The sequence below is a fragment of the Phenylobacterium sp. genome (genome assembly GCF_031412415.1).
GTDB lineage: Bacteria > Pseudomonadota > Alphaproteobacteria > Caulobacterales > Caulobacteraceae > Phenylobacterium.
In genome coordinates, this window is the sequence record NZ_JANOCX010000116.1 from 1 (window position 1) to 14368 (window position 14368).

Genomic DNA, 14368 nt, shown 5'->3' on the forward strand with positions numbered 1-14368 from the left:
GACCTCGATCTTCCTGGTGCCCACCGACACCCCCGGCGTGGAGATCATCCGCAATGTGGGCGTCGGCGGCGGCGGCGAGATCGGCGGCGGCTCGGAAGGTTATGTCCGCTACAACAATGTGCGCCTGCCCTACGACGCCCACATTGCGGATTATCTCCACGCCGGGGGTGTCGGTGGGCACCAGGAAGATCGAAGTCCGACGGTAGGGGTCCTTAGCGTCGGGATCGGTCACCGCGTAGAGCACCAGGACCTTCGACCAGCGGGCGTTGGTGGAGAACCACTTTTCGCCGTTGATCACCCATTCGTCGCCGTCCAGCACCGCGCGGGTGGTGAAGGTGAGCGGGTCGGAGCCGCCTGTGGGTTCGGACATGGAGAAGGCCGAGCGGATCTCGCCGTTCAGCAGTGGCCAGAGGTACTTCTCCTTCTGGGCGTCGGTGCCGTAGTGGGCGATGATCTCGGCGTTGCCGGTGTCGGGCGCCTGGCAGCCGAAGACCGTCGGCGCCATGCCGTTGCGGCCCAGCTTCTCGTTCATCAGGCCGAGCTTGAGCTGGCCGTAGCCCTGGCCGCCCAGTTCGGGGCCCAGGTGACAGGCCCAGAGGCCCTGGTCGCGGACCTTCTGCTGCAGCGGCTTGATGAACTTCTCGCGGCCGAGGGGGCCGTGGGCCGCCAGGCCCAGATGGCTCAGAGGCTCGACCTCGTCGCGCATGAAGTCCTCGATCCAGTCGAGCTTTTTCTGGAATTCGGGGTCGGTTTCAAAATCCCAAGCCATCTAGGGCCTCCCATATCGCCGCCATGCGCGGTCGCTTTTTCATAGAAACGGTATGGCAACGGGCGCCGCCATCCGGAAATATCGCGGCGCAACAGCCGCTTAGGACGCGGCGCCTCCGGGTATTATCAAACGGTCGTTTGCCTGACGCAACGTCCGCTTGGCTCTTTGAAGCGAATTTTCTAGGCCACGCCCTGCTCGTCATCGGGGTTCGGCGAGAACTTGCAGTTGAAACAAGGGCCTTCGACCCCGCACGATGGGGGTCAGGACATCCAGGAAGGAAACCATATGACCCGCCCCGAGAAGCTCGGCTTTTCCAGCGAGCGCCTGGCGAAGCTCGATCGCTTCCTGCAGACCCGCTACGTCGACTCTGGAAAGTTGCCGGGCGCCCAGGTGCAGATCAGCCGGCGCGGCGAACTGGTCCATGAGACCCTGGTGGGGATGGCCGACCGCGAGCGGGGCAAACCCGTCGCCACCGACACCCTGTTCCGCATCTATTCGATGACCAAGCCGATCACGAGCATCGCCTTCATGATGCTGGTGGAGGAAGGCCTGGTCGCCCTGGACGATCCCGTCGCCAAATTCATCCCCGAGTGGAAGAACCTGGGCGTGTTCGCCGCCGGCGTGACGCCGATGTTCATGACCACGCCGCCGGCGCGGCCCATGCAGATGATCGACCTGCTGCGCCACACCTCGGGCCTGACATACGGCTTCCAGAACCGCACCAATGTCGACGCCGCCTATCGCAAGATCAAGATCGGCGGCGGCTCGGGCGAAGGCGACATGGCCGCCTTTGTCGACAACCTGGCCAAGCTGCCCCTGGAGTTCTCGCCCGGTGACGCCTGGAACTATTCGGTCTCCACCGACGTCCTTGGCGTGCTGATCGAGCGCATCTCGGGCCAACCGTTCCAGACCTTCCTGCAGCAGCGGATCTTCGATCCCCTGGGCATGGCCGACACCGGCTTCAGCGTGCGCGCCGATCAGCAGGCCCGGTTCGCCGCCTGCTACAACGCCACCCCGGCCGGGGGCCTGGCCCTGCAGGACGACCCCGAGACCAGCCCCTATCTCAAGGCGCCCGACTTCCATTCCGGCGGCGGCGGCCTGGTTTCCACCGCGAAGGACTACATGGCCTTCTGCCGGATGCTGGGCGCGGGCGGCGAGCTGAACGGCCACCGACTGATCGCGCCCAAGACGCTCAAGCTCATGGCGTCGAACCACCTGCCCGGCGGCCAGGACCTGACCAAGCTGTCGCGGTCGCTGTTCTCGGAGGCCGCCATGGCCGGGGTCGGCTTTGGCCTGGGCTTCGCGGTCACCTTCGATCCAGTCAAGGCGATGCTGACCTCCAGCCCCGGCGAGTACTATTGGGGCGGGGCAGCCTCGACGGCGTTCTGGATCGATCCGGTGGAGGACATCCAGGTCGTGTTCATGACCCAGGTCCTGCCGTCCAGCACCTATCCTATTCGGCGGGAGCTTCGGACCTTGGTCTATTCGGCCCTGGTGCAGCCGTAGCGTCCTCGTGCTGGCGGCCGACCGCGGCTTCCACCGCCTCGCTCTCCTCGGCCAGGGACGGTGGGCCGAGGCCGGTGTCGGGCGCCGAGCCACGGGGGATGCCGCCCATCAGCTTTGCCTTCCGCCAGCCGCCGAAGCGGTAGTAGCCGGCGGCCAGGATGAGCGAGACCATCGAGCCCAAGGGGAAGCTCCACCAGATGGCGTCCGCGCCCATGTACGGCTCCAGCACCTGGGCGAAGGGGATGCGCACGACCCACATGGAGATCAGCAGGCCGATCAGCGGCGGCCAGACCGAGCCGGTGGCGCGGATGATCCCGTTCAGGACGAATGCCATGCCGAAGGGAATGAAGCCCCACAGCACATAGGCGTTGATGTGCATTGCGATGGGGAGGGACGGACTGGTCGCCGGCAGGAACAGCCTCAGGACATAGGGCTCGACCAGATAGATCAGCAGCACGGGTAAGCCGGTCATCAGCCCGGCGATCATCACCCCACGCGACGCGATCTGGTTCACCCGGTCCATCCGGCCGGCGCCGACATTCTGGGCGGCCATCGAAGACACCGCCGCCCCCAGCGCCATGGCTGGCATCTGGATATAGGTCCAGAGCTGGATGGCCGCGCCATAGCCGGCCGCGGTCTGCGAGCCGTAGGCGTTGACGAAGGAGATCATCACCACCGCGGCGCCCGAGATGACCAGCATCTGGAGGGCCATCGGAAAGCCCTTCATCACCAGGGTCCTGATGATCTCGAACTGCGGCTTGAGCAGGTGCCACTCGCCGGGACGCAGGATCAGCACCGATTTGGTGCGGTACATGTAGATGATCATCGCCATGAGCGTGACCGTCTGGCTGATCAGGGTGGCGGTGGCCGATCCAGCGATGCCCATGCGCGGCAGCGGCCCAACGCCGATCATCAGGAGCGGGTTCAGGACCACGTCCAACCCGACCGCCACCAGCGAGAAATAGAACGGCGTTCGCGAGTCGCCCGCGCCGCGCTGGGCCATCATCACGAACGAGAAGAAGTACATGAACGGCATGGCCAGGAAGATCACCCGCAGATAGGTGATCGCGTCGCGCGTGGCGTCCGGCGGGGTCTGCATGATCTTCAGGATCGTCGGGGTCAGCAGGTATCCGGCCACCCCGACGCCCAGCGACAGCACCAGGAAGAAGCTGATCGACGAGCCCACCACCCGCTTGACCATGGCCAGGTCCTTGCTCCCCACCGACTGGGAGATCAGCAGGTTGGCGGCCATTGAGATGCCGAACACCGCGCCCAGCATCAGGAAGAAGATGTTGTTGGCGTTGACCGTGGCGGTGAGTGCGGCCTCCCCCAGGATGTGGCTGACCCAGATGGCGTTGGCGGTGCCGTTCAGCGACTGAAGGATGTTGGAGCCCAGCACCGGCAGGGCGAACATGATCAGGGTCTTGCCGATCGGGCCCGTGGTCAGGTCCTGCATCCCGCGCGGACCGCCGGGTCTGGGGCCGGACGCGGGCGCCCTATCGTCTGTCGTCGAACTCACGGCGCTCCCCAGGGCGCGGAAAATACGCGCCGCCCGACGCCCCGCCGCCGCCTTGAAATATGGCGTCGGCATTTCCTTGGCATGATCACCTGGGGAGCAGGCTCGGCGACTGTACCCAGTGCGCACTGAGGTCGGCCAGACCAAAAAGCGACGCAGGCGCACGCCGCCGATCGCCGACGGCGGGTTTTCGGGTGGCAATGCCGTCGCCATGCCCTAGGACAACGCCCATGAAAATCGCCCTCTTCGCCAAGGCCAAAGCATGACCCGCATCCTGCAGTTCGGGGCCACCGGCCAATTGGCGCGTGAGATGCTGGCCCGGCAGGAGGGCGGCGTCGAAGTGGTCGCCCTGTCGCGCGCGCAGGTCGACCTGACCGATCCGCTGGCCATCGCCCGCGCGGTCGAGACGGCCGGCGACATCGACCTTGTGCTGAACGCGGCGGCCTATACCGCCGTCGACAAGGCCGAGAGCGAGCCCGACCTGGCCTATGCGGTCAACGCCCGCGCGCCCGAGGCCATGGCCAAGGCCTGCCAGGCACGCGGCCTGCCGCTGATCCAGATCTCCACCGACATGGTGTTCGACGGCGAGAAGACCGGCGCCTATGTCGAAGACGACGCGACCAAGCCGCTGCACGTCTATGGCGCCTCCAAGCTGGCGGGCGAGCAGGCGGTGCTGGGCGCCTGCGACCGCGCCCTGGTGGCCCGCGTGTCCTGGCTGTTCTCCGCGCACGGCCAGAACTTCCTGCAGTGGTTCCTGAAGGCGTCGCAGGCGGGAACGCCGATGCGGCTGGTGGACGATCAGAGGGCCCGACCGACCGCCAGCGGCGACCTGGCCGCCTTCATCCTCAGCCAGGCCGACCGCCTGACCCGCGCCCCGGCCGGCGCCCCGGAATGGGGTCTGCTGCACGTGGTCAATGACGGCGTCGCCAGCCGATACGGCATGGCGAAGACGATCTTCGCCATGGCCAATCCCGGCCAGTCCCCGCCGCCGATGGAGCCTGTGCCGACCAGCGCCTTCCCGACCCCGGCCAAGCGGGCGCTGAACGCCGTGCTGGACTCGGCCCGGATGCAGCGGGTGTTCGGCATCCAGCTCCGCCCCTGGGAAGAAGCGATGGAAGACGCCCTGGCCGGACTCGCGGAGCCGAGGACCGCCTAGGCCAGCCGGCTCTTCGTGCGGCCGTACAGCAGGTAGACCACCACGCCGATGGCGTTCCAGACGAAGAAGAAGGCGATCGTCTTTCCCGTCAGGCTGGTGAACAGATAGACGCAGCCGATCAGGCCCAGCGGTCCGACGACGTTGATCCAAGGCGTCTTGAACAGGCGCTCCAGATCGGGCGCGCGTTTCCGAAGCACCATGACGGCCAGGATGGTGGCGATGAAGGCCGCGAGCGTGCCGGCGTTGGCCAGGGCCGCGATCTCCGACAGCGGCAAGGCGCCGGCGATCACGGCGGAGATGACGCCGGTCAGGATGGTCACCGCCGTCGGCACGCCGCGCGCGCTGACGGTGGCCAGGCCGCGCGGCAGCAGGCCGTCCCGGGCCATGGCGAAGAACACCCGGCTCTGGCCGAACATGAACACCATGATGACCGTGGGCATGGCGATCACCGCGGCGCCGGCGATCAGCGATGCGGCCAACGGTTTGTCCATCTCCCTCAGGATGAAGGCCAGGGGCTCGGCGCTCTTGGAGAAGACGTCGTAGGGCGAGGCGCCCAGGGCGACCGCGGCGACGATCATGTAGATCAGGGTGCAGGCGGCCATCGAGCCCACGATGCCGATGGTCAGGTCGCGGCGGGGATTCTTGGCCTCCTCCGCCGCCGTGGAGATGGCGTCGAAGCCGTAGAAGGCGAAGAAGATGATCGCCGCTGCGCCCATGACCCCGAACTTGGTCCCGTCGATCTGGTCGGCGCCGTAGCCGAAGGGGGCGAAGGGGGTGAAATTGGCGGCGTCGAAACTGGGCAGGGTGAGCGCCACGAAGGCCGCCAGGGCCACCAGCTTCACGCAGACCAGGACGAAGTTGACGTTGGCGCTCTCGCGGGTGCCTAGCAGCAGCAGGCCGGTGACCAGCAAGGCGATGAACACCGCGGGCAGGTTCACCAGGCCCCCGGCGTCGGGGCCAGCCAGCAGCATGGCCGGGATCGGCCAGCCTGCCTGCTGGATCAGGCCCGAGGCATAGCCGGCCCAACCCACCGCGACGGCGCTGCAGACCAGGGTGTATTCGAGGATCAGGCTCCAGCCGATCACCCAGGCGGCAAGCTCGCCAAGCGTCGCGTAGGAGTAGGTGTAGGCGCTGCCGGCCTGGGGCATCATCGTGGCCATCTCGGCGTAGCAGAGCGCCGCGCAGGCGCAGACCGCTCCGGCCACGGCGAAGGACAGGATCACCGCCGGCCCGGCCAGCCCCGCGGCCACCCCGGTCAGGGTGTAGATGCCGGTGCCGATAATCGCCCCGATGCCCAGCGCCATCAGATGAGGCCAGCCCAAGGTGGCCTTCAGCTTGTGGCCGCCCTCATGCTGGGGGGCCTCCATGGTTCTACGGCGTGTGACGAAACTCATGACGGGACCCCCGGGTTTTTTTGCGCGGCGAGCATGGCCTTAATCGCGAGGCGAATGAAGTGGGGTGATTCTTCACTCATGGGCGAATGGTGTTAGCCGAAATTGCCCTTGGCGCCGGACCTCGCGTGCTCCAGCTTGGCGCCGCTTCGCACACTGAAGGTGATCTCATGCGCCGCGCGCTCGCCGTCCTCGCCCTGACTCTCGCCGCGACCCCGGCCCTCGCCGACGACACGGCCCTGAACAAGGTGGTGGCGGACTACGAGGCCTTCCGCCTGGCCGACGATCCGATCGAAGCCGCCGGCCAGGGAGACCGCGCCGCGCTCTCCAAGCTGCCCGACGGCAGTCCCAAGGCCGACGCCGCGCGGACGGTGGCCTTGAAGGGATTCAAGACACGCCTGGCGGGGATCGATCCGGCCGAGCTCTCCGGCGAGGCCAGGATCAACCGCGAGTTCCTGACCTGGCTGGTCGAGCGACGGCTGACCAGCCTGTCCTTCGACGAGGCCCGGATGCCGTTCAACTCCGACGGCGGCTTCCATTGGACGATGAGCTATCTTGCTTCCTCGACCCCCATGCGCAGCCTCGCCGACGGCCAGGCCTGGCTCGACAGGTTGAACGCCGTCCCCGGCTACTACGCCGTCGAGATCGAGAACGCCCGTCGCGGCGCCCGGACCGGCTTCACCCAGCCGGTGTCGACCACGGAAAAGGTGCTGGCCTTCGCCAAGGGCCAGGCCGCGACGCCCCTCGACGCCGATCCGATGCTAGCGCCGCTGAAGTCCCTGCCCGCCTCCATCCCGCGGACCGAGCGCGACGCACTGCTGGCCGCGGCGACCATCGTGGTCCGCGACAAGGTGCGTCCGGCCCAGGCCGGCTTCGTGACCTTCTTGGAGAAGGAATACCTGCCCAAGAGCCGCAAGGCCCTGGGCGCGCGGACCCTGCCGGACGGGGAGCGCTACTACGCCTGGCTGGTGCAGGACCACACCACCACCAAACAGACCCCCGACCAGATCCACCAGAACGGCCTCGCCGAGGTGGCGCGCATCCGCAAGGAGATGGACGGGGTCATCGCGGAGGCCGGATTCAAGGGGACGTTCCCCGAGTTCCAGGCCTTCCTGCGCACGGACCCGCAGTTCTACGCCACCTCGCGCCTCGACCTGCTGGAGAAGGCGTCGGAGATTTCCAAGCGGATCGACGATCAGCTTCCGGCCTGGTTCGCCACCCTGCCCCGCCTCACCTACGGCGTTCGCCCGGTTCCCGCCGACATCGAGGCGAACTACACCACCGGCCGCTACTTCACCGGCAATCCGAAGCTGGGGATCGCCGGCGGCTACATGGTCAACACCGCCAGCCTGGACCAGCGCGGCCTCTACGAGTTGCCGGCGCTGACGCTGCATGAGGCGGTGCCTGGCCATCATCTGCAGATCGCGCTGGGCCAGGAAGCCGAAGGGGTGCCGACGTTCCGCCGCGAGGCGGGCGTCACCGCCTTCACCGAAGGCTGGGGTCTCTATTCCGAGAAGCTGGGCGGCGAGATGGGCATCTATCGCAACGCCTATGAACGGTTCGGGCGGCTGAGCTACGAGATGTGGCGCGCCTGTCGCCTGGTGGCCGACACCGGCCTGCACTGGAAGGGCTGGACCCTGGACGAGGCGCGCAAGTGCTTCGCCGAGAACTCGGCCCTGTCGCCGCTGAACATCGAGGTGGAGCTGGCCCGCTACGTCTCCTGGCCCGCCCAGGCGCTAGCCTACAAGACCGGCGAGATGAAGATTGTCAGCCTGCGCGAGAAGGCCAAGACCGACCTGGGCGACAGGTTCGACATCCGGCGCTTCCACGACGCGGTGCTGCTGGCCGGACCTTTGCCATTGGACATGCTGGAACGTCGCATCGACGCCTGGGTGGCGGCGGAGAAGGCGCGGTAGGGATAGGAACTGGAACGACTAGCGCACCTTCTCCCGCAAGGGGAGAAGGGCGCTCAAAGCTACTTCTGCGTCCAGGCGCCGGCGGCGTTCTGATAGTACTCGCCGGGCTTCAACAGGCCTTGAACCACGGCCTTGAAGGCCGAGACGCCAGCGGCTTCCACCGTGACGCCGTTCTTGGCGGCGGCCTGGGCATAGACCTGCCGGCGGCCGGCGTTGATCTCGGCGACGGCGGCCTTGGTCGAGGCGTCGCCGCCCTTCACGAAGCCCAGGAATCCGTCGTTCTGTTCGCCCACCACGCCGGCGGACTTGGCGGAGTCCACGATGGCCTTGGAGGCGGCGATGTCGGCGAAGGCGCCGCCGGCGAAGGTGATGGTCCCGACCGCCACGGCGACGGGCGCCAGCCATTGATTGAGGGTCATGGTCATAATCCTAGAACAGGTTCGGGTTCTGCTTGATCAGCGCCTTGACGTCGTCGTCCAGGCGCAGCCGGACGTCGGCGTCCAGCTTGGCGTAAATGGTGATGGGCGCGACCTCGACCTTGATGGTGGCGCAGGCGCCCAGGGAGAGGACGCCGATCAGGGCGGCCGCGGCGGCTGGGGCTCTTTTCATTCCGTCGTCTCCAAGTTCACGGCCAAGGTCTCAGGTCACGGCTGAACGGCTTGTGAACCACGCAGCGATTGATAGTCGGCGAAGTCTTTCAAGAGCTGATCCAGGTTCAGCGACGTGTCCAGCGTCAAGTCCACCTTGGTGCCCGAAGGCAACGGCAGGGTGCGGGTCATGAAGCGCCGGGTGATGATGTCGATGATCGACAGGCGGATCACCTGTTTCTTCGGCGGCGCGTGTTCGCCCTTCACATGCAGCAGCACGCCGAGGCGACCGTCGGGCAGGCTGTTGACCTCCGCGTCGAGGGCCTGGAAGGCCAGGTGCTCCATGGCCTGGTAGGCGAACTCGCTGAAGGGGTTGATCTCGCCGGTGGCCGGCTTGGCGTCCAGGGCGCCCGTGAGGGCCGTCGCGGCGCCCTCGCCCGCGGCGCCGTCGACACCCACCGTCGCCGCCCCGCCCTGTTGCGAAACCGGGATCAGGGCCTCGCGCAGGATCGAGACGCGCCCGGGCTGGATCGCCGCCAGCTTGCCGCCCGAGACCCGGACGCCTTCAGGCGTCACCTCGAACGGCACGCGGCCGCTCAGCCGCGCATCCAGGTCGACCCGGTCGCCGAACGGCGAGGCCTCGATGAGGTCGGAGACCTGCACGCCATCGAAATTCAGAACGCCCTTCCAGGCCGCGCCCGGCTTGAACGGCAGTGTGAAGGGTTCGAAGGTCACCGCGCCGCCGCCCACGGCGAGCTTGGCGCCCTCGACGGTCAGGGACTCGCCTTCGAGGCCGAACCGCACATCCACGTCGGTGAGCGGGACCAGGGTGTTGACGCTCTGCGCCTTCAGCGTCTGGCCCGGAGCGGCGGTGAGCGGGACGAGACTGGTGAAGGCCATCTGCCCGGCCAGGCCGACGACAGGGCCCAGGGGGCTGACGAAGTCCAGGCGCTCGACGGTCAGGGTCCCACGGCTCGACAAGCTCTCCGCGGCCCAGCCGATCTGGCCCTCGAAACGGGCGCGGCCGGCGGCGGGCGAGGCGACGACGGCGGCCATGGGCGACAGGTTCGCCGGCTGCAGGCCGCCGTCCTCGAAGACCAGCAGGCCCGTATCGAAGGTCAGGCCACCCTGGCCATCGGCGGCTTGGCGCAAGCGCGCTTCGCCTAGTCTGCGCCCCGCCAGGTCAGCGGCGGTGAACGCGCCGGTCCAGCCGCCCTTGGCCGCCACCACCTCCCCCGTGAGCCCGACCGGGCGGAAGCGCATCTCGGCCGCCGTGTCATCGACCCGCGCCGCGCCGATCCGGGCGACCCCGTCCAGCGCCGCGCCGCGTCCGCGGAAGTCGATGTCGGCCGAAGCTTCCGAGATCCGCGCCTCCAGGAACGGCGCGGCCGCCTTGGCGGCCTGCACCCGTCCGCGCAATCGCCAGCCGCCATCCGCCAGGGTGAGCATCGGGGCGCCGGAGGGGCAGAGGCGGCCGTCCAGCGCCTCGATATCGTTGTCCCCAAGCTCGATGCGTTGGGCGGCGACCGGGATGCAGCGGGCGGCGGCGAAGCTGCTGGTGGCGCCAGCCACGCGCAGCTCGCCCGCGGCGTCGAGCGTCCCGCCCTGGACCGGGCCGAACGTCCCGCTGGCCTTCAGGGCGGTGGTGGCGACGAGGCCGTCGCTGGTCAGCCGATAGAGCGGGACCCGCAGGTCCGCCCTCGGCAGGCCGCCGCCCGCGACAGACACTTGGAAGCCGCCCTGGCCTGAGGCGTAAAGCGGCCCGCCAGCGGACGCGAGCACCACCCGCCCGCCGGTGTCGGTGTCCATAGTCGCAGACGCGCCCAGGGCGACGGTGACGTCTTCGCCCTTCACCTTCAACGCCACTTGCGCGGCCTCGAGCCGGAAGCCGCGCAGGGCCTTCTTGAGCGCCACGGTCTCCACCGGCTCATCGGCTCGCGGCGGGCCCAGCCCGTTCCAAGACCCGCGCGCCGAGAGACCGCCGTCGAGGTCGGCTCTAGTCACGCCGGCCGTCCAGTCGCCCGTCCCCTGGAATTTGGCCGCCAGCTGAGAGAGGCGCGTTTCGCCCGCCGCCACGGTCGCGATCTTGGCCTCAGCGAACAGATTGGCCGCGATCGCCTCGCCGCCGGACCGGGTCCAACGGATTTCGTGGGCGTGCAGGTTGAGATCGACGCCGCCGGCCTTAGCCCCGGGGAGATCCGCGGCCTCCGCGACCAGACGGCCCTCCGAGTCGCCGCGCACGGTCAGGGCGGGGAAGGCGCCGGCGGCGCGGCCGTCGAAGATGAGCTCCAGTTTTGGCGCCGAAGCCTCGAAGCCGTCGCGCCCCATCCGCCGGCCGCTCAGGTCCAGCCGCGCCCGGACGTCGCCGTCGGCGCGCTGGCGGTCGAAGTCGGGATAGGGCGCGCTCAGCGAGACCTTCAAGTCCGCATCGCTGGCCGAGAACCCCTGCGCCTCGGCTCGGCGAACGGGCAAGGTCAGCGCCAGATCGACCCGGCCTCTCGTGGTGACCAGCTTCAGATCGCCGGGTCCGGTCAGCAACGACACGCCCCGCCCGCTCAACGCCGCGGCGCCGAGCTTGGCGTCGAGAGCGGTCAGCTTGCCCTTCGCCAACCGCGCATTGAGCCGCGCCTGAACGGGACCGTAGTCGGTGGTCAGCCGCACGACGCCTTCACGCACCTGGATGTCGGGCTGCGGCGCATCGCGTCGGGGCGGCTTTTGGGTGAGCTCGGCGATCACCGGATCGAGTGAGCCCAGGCTGAGCTTGCCGCCCTTCAGACTGGCCTTGATCACAGGCCGGTGCAGGACAACGGAGGTGATCCGCACGCCGAACGGCTCGCCCGACCAGAACCCCGTGAAGCCGTAGCGGATCTCGGCCAGCTCGGCGGTCACGTCGGCGTCGCGCTCGGGTCCGATCCGCAGGCGCGCGGAAAAAGCGCCCAGCTCGAAGTCGCGAAACTGGACCGAGGCCGGCACGCCGCGCGCTTCCAGCCAGCCGACCAATGCGTCGCGCGCCAGGGCGCGACGGGCGGCGTAGGCCACGGCCAAGGCCAGAACGACGGCCACGACCAGCACGCCGACCGCCCATCGGCCATAGGCCTTGGACGGGGGCTTTCGAGCCGGTGGGGATGGGGCGGTTTCGGTCAATCTGAACGACGCTGCAAAGGGAACGTCAGGTGATAACGCAAAACCGCCCAAAGCGTGGCCGTCAGAGGCCGCCGGTCGTGGCCATGGCCACCCCGCCGTCCACCGCGATGGTCTCGCCCACCACGTAGTCGCCCGCGCGACTGGCCAGGTAGATGGCGGCGGCGGCCATGTCCTCGTCACGGCCGATCCGGCGCGAGGGGATACGCTTGGCGATCTCGTCGCCCTGGTCGCGGGCCACCCGGTTCATCTCCGAGGCGAAGGCGCCGGGCGCGATGCCGGTGACGTTGATGGAGTCCTTGATCAACTCGGCGGCCATGCGACGGGTCAGGTAGATCAGGCCGGACTTCGAGGCATGGTAGGAATAGGTCTCCTGCGGATTGAGGCGGATGCCATCGATCGAGCAGATGTTGATCACCTTGGCCGGCTGCTCATGGCTGGCGGCGGCCTTCAACACCTTGTGCAGGGCCTGGGTCAGGAAGAAGGGCGACTTCAGGTTCAGGTTCAGCACCTTGTCCCAGCCGCTCTCGGGGAACTCGTCGAAGGGCGCGCCCCAGGCGGCGCCGGCGTTGTTGACCAGGATGTCCAGCTTGGGCTCCAGGCCGCTGAACCGCTCGGCCAGCGCCTTGCAGCCCTCCACCGTGGCGACGTCCTGGGGCAGGGAGATGCACTGCGGGCCCAGCTCGGCCGCCGTCTCGTCGCAGGCGCCGGGCTTGCGCGAGGAGATGTAGACCTTGGCGCCCTGGTCGATGAAGCCCTTGGCGATCATCTTGCCGATGCCGCGCGAGCCGCCGGTGACGAGGGCGACGCGGCCCTCCAGCGAAAACAGTCCCTGAGCCATTTCTTGCTTCCCCTAAGGTGATCGTTGCTACCGCTCATAGACCCGTGCTTCGAGCGCGCAAACCCAACGGATTTTTGACTCGCGCGCGTCCGGCCGGGACTATAAACAACCGTTTGAATCCGAGCGCGGCCAGGTTCACGAGCCGCCCATTTCCATCAGTCGAGGAAGCGCCCCATGGCCGAGATCAATTCGGTGACCGACCTTTCGCTGGAAGGCGATATCGCCGTCATCACGCTCAACTCCCCTCCCGTGAACGCCCTCTCGGCCAAGGTCCGCGAGGGTCTCTATGAGGGCTTCAAGGCGGCCGGCGCGGATCCCGCAGCCAAGGCGATCGTGCTGATCTGCGAAGGCCGCACCTTCATCGCCGGCGCCGACATCACCGAGTTCGGCGGCGCCATGGCCGGCCCCTCGCTGTTCGACGTCCAGGGCATGATGGAGGACTCGCCCAAGCCGGTGATCGCCGCGATCCATGGCACCGTCCTGGGCGGCGGCCTGGAAGTGGCGCTGTGCGCCCATTACCGCGTGGCCGTGCCCTCGGCGAAGTTCGGCCTGCCTGAGGTGAACCTGGGCCTGCTGCCGGGCGCCGGCGGCACCCAGCGCCTGCCCCGTGTGGTGGGTCCCGAGCGCGCCCTGGAGATGATGACCTCCGGCCGCCACGTCCCGGCCAAGGAAGCCCTGGCCGGCGGCCTGACCGACGAACTGGTCGAGGAAGGCAAGCTCAAGGAAGGCGCCATGGCCTTCGCCAAGAAGGTGCTGGCCGAGAACCGCCCCCTGACCCGCATCCGCGACCAGAACGAGAAGGTCGAGGCCGCCCGCGGCAAGCCCGAGATCTTCGCCGAGTTCCGCAAGGCCAACGCACGCAAGTTCCGCGGCTTCCTGGCGCCGGAATACAATATCCAGACCATCGAGGCGGCGGTGAACCTGCCCTTCGACGAGGGGCTGAAGGTCGAGCGCAAGCTGTTCAACGAGCTGATGAGCGGTCCGCAGTCGGCGGCCCAGCGCTATTCGTTCTTCGCCGAGCGCACCGCCAACAAGATCCCCGGCATCGCCGACGACACCCCGCTGATCCCCATCAAGAAGGTCGGCATCATCGGCGCCGGCACCATGGGCGGCGGCATCGCCATGAACTTCGCCAACGCCGGCATCCCGGTGGTGATCGTCGAGCAGAAGCAAGAGCCCCTGGACCGCGGCCTGGCGACGATCCGCAAGAACTATGAGCGCACCGCCTCGCGCGGCGGCATCACCGCCCAGCAGGTCGAGGACCGCTGCGCCCTGATCTCCGGTTCGCTCTCGATGGAAGACCGCTACGCCGACGTCGACCTGGTGATCGAGGCGGTGTTCGAGCGGATGGACATCAAGAAGGACATCTTCTCCAAGCTGGACGCCATCTGTAATCCGGGCGCCATCCTGGCCACCAACACCTCGGGCCTGAACATCGACGAGATCGCCTCGGTGACCAAGCGCCCCGAGAGCGTCATCGGCCTGCACTTCTTCTCGCCGGCCAATGTGATGAAGCTGCTGGAGATCGTCCGCGCCGACCACACC

The 14368-nt window shown here is 68.1% G+C and carries 11 protein-coding genes; 4 read left to right on the top strand and 7 right to left on the bottom strand.

What is annotated here, in order from left to right:
* On the bottom strand, nucleotides 1-769 hold a 769-nt coding region (locus tag RMO04_RS05745; protein ID WP_309643832.1), incomplete at its 3' end, for an acyl-CoA dehydrogenase family protein.
* Between the two features lie 285 nt (nucleotides 770-1054).
* On the opposite strand from RMO04_RS05745, the gene RMO04_RS05750 reads away from it, so the two are divergent.
* Nucleotides 1055-2275, top strand: a complete 1221-nt coding sequence (locus RMO04_RS05750) for a serine hydrolase domain-containing protein (protein ID WP_309643833.1) — start codon at nucleotides 1055-1057, stop codon at nucleotides 2273-2275.
* Here the strand turns inward: RMO04_RS05750 and RMO04_RS05755 are convergent.
* A complete protein-coding gene (locus RMO04_RS05755; RefSeq protein WP_309643834.1) occupies nucleotides 2223-3794 on the bottom strand; it encodes an MATE family efflux transporter in 1572 nt (523 codons plus the stop codon). The two genes, RMO04_RS05750 and RMO04_RS05755, sit on opposite strands and share 53 nt — an antisense overlap.
* 259 nt (nucleotides 3795-4053) lie before the next feature.
* Here RMO04_RS05755 and rfbD point away from each other — a divergent pair, with 259 nt between their 5' ends.
* On the top strand, nucleotides 4054-4947 hold the full coding sequence (gene rfbD / locus RMO04_RS05760; RefSeq protein WP_309643835.1) for a dTDP-4-dehydrorhamnose reductase: 894 nt from the start codon (nucleotides 4054-4056) through the stop codon (nucleotides 4945-4947).
* Here rfbD and RMO04_RS05765 read toward each other — a convergent pair.
* The gene (locus tag RMO04_RS05765; RefSeq protein ID WP_309643836.1) at nucleotides 4944-6341 is read right to left on the bottom strand and encodes an amino acid permease; all 1398 of its coding nucleotides are present in this window, start codon (nucleotides 6339-6341) and stop codon (nucleotides 4944-4946) included. The two genes, rfbD and RMO04_RS05765, sit on opposite strands and share 4 nt — an antisense overlap.
* A 167-nt stretch (nucleotides 6342-6508) precedes the next feature.
* Between RMO04_RS05765 and RMO04_RS05770 the strand changes: the two genes are divergently transcribed.
* Nucleotides 6509-8254 carry a DUF885 family protein gene (locus RMO04_RS05770; protein ID WP_309643837.1) on the top strand — a complete coding sequence of 582 codons (1746 nt, stop codon included), beginning with the start codon at nucleotides 6509-6511 and terminating at the stop codon, nucleotides 8252-8254.
* A gap of 59 nt (nucleotides 8255-8313) precedes the next feature.
* Here RMO04_RS05770 and RMO04_RS05775 read toward each other — a convergent pair whose 3' ends face one another.
* The 4 genes from RMO04_RS05775 to RMO04_RS05790 all read right to left on the bottom strand — a co-directional run bounded on the left by RMO04_RS05775 (nucleotide 8314) and on the right by RMO04_RS05790 (nucleotide 12823).
* On the bottom strand, nucleotides 8314-8673 hold the full coding sequence (locus RMO04_RS05775; RefSeq protein WP_309643838.1) for a YdbL family protein: 360 nt from the start codon (nucleotides 8671-8673) through the stop codon (nucleotides 8314-8316).
* A gap of 10 nt (nucleotides 8674-8683) precedes the next feature.
* Nucleotides 8684-8863: a YnbE family lipoprotein gene (locus RMO04_RS05780; protein WP_309643839.1), complete on the bottom strand. Its 180-nt coding sequence runs from the start codon at nucleotides 8861-8863 to the stop codon at nucleotides 8684-8686.
* Between the two features lie 35 nt (nucleotides 8864-8898).
* Nucleotides 8899-11985, bottom strand: a complete 3087-nt coding sequence (locus RMO04_RS05785) for a YdbH domain-containing protein (protein WP_309643840.1) — start codon at nucleotides 11983-11985, stop codon at nucleotides 8899-8901.
* Between the two features lie 61 nt (nucleotides 11986-12046).
* Nucleotides 12047-12823 carry an SDR family oxidoreductase gene (locus RMO04_RS05790; RefSeq protein ID WP_309643841.1) on the bottom strand — a complete coding sequence of 259 codons (777 nt, stop codon included), beginning with the start codon at nucleotides 12821-12823 and terminating at the stop codon, nucleotides 12047-12049.
* Nucleotides 12824-12997: 174 nt separating this feature from the next.
* Between RMO04_RS05790 and RMO04_RS05795 the strand changes: the two genes are divergently transcribed.
* Nucleotides 12998-14368 (top strand): 3-hydroxyacyl-CoA dehydrogenase NAD-binding domain-containing protein (locus tag RMO04_RS05795; RefSeq protein ID WP_309643842.1); only part of this gene is annotated, 1371 nt, incomplete at its 3' end.

Excerpts from the sequence above, each read along its gene's own strand:
- RMO04_RS05750 (WP_309643833.1), top strand. The coding sequence starts at position 1,055 with ATGACCCGCCCCGAGAAGCTCGGCTTTTCCAGCGAGCGCCTGGCGAAG.
- rfbD (WP_309643835.1), top strand. The coding sequence starts at position 4,054 with ATGACCCGCATCCTGCAGTTCGGGGCCACCGGCCAATTGGCGCGTGAG.
- RMO04_RS05765 (WP_309643836.1), bottom strand. The coding sequence starts at position 6,341 with ATGAGTTTCGTCACACGCCGTAGAACCATGGAGGCCCCCCAGCATGAG.
- RMO04_RS05770 (WP_309643837.1), top strand. The coding sequence starts at position 6,509 with ATGCGCCGCGCGCTCGCCGTCCTCGCCCTGACTCTCGCCGCGACCCCG.
- RMO04_RS05775 (WP_309643838.1), bottom strand. The coding sequence starts at position 8,673 with ATGACCCTCAATCAATGGCTGGCGCCCGTCGCCGTGGCGGTCGGGACC.
- RMO04_RS05780 (WP_309643839.1), bottom strand. The coding sequence starts at position 8,863 with ATGAAAAGAGCCCCAGCCGCCGCGGCCGCCCTGATCGGCGTCCTCTCC.
- RMO04_RS05790 (WP_309643841.1), bottom strand. The coding sequence starts at position 12,823 with ATGGCTCAGGGACTGTTTTCGCTGGAGGGCCGCGTCGCCCTCGTCACC.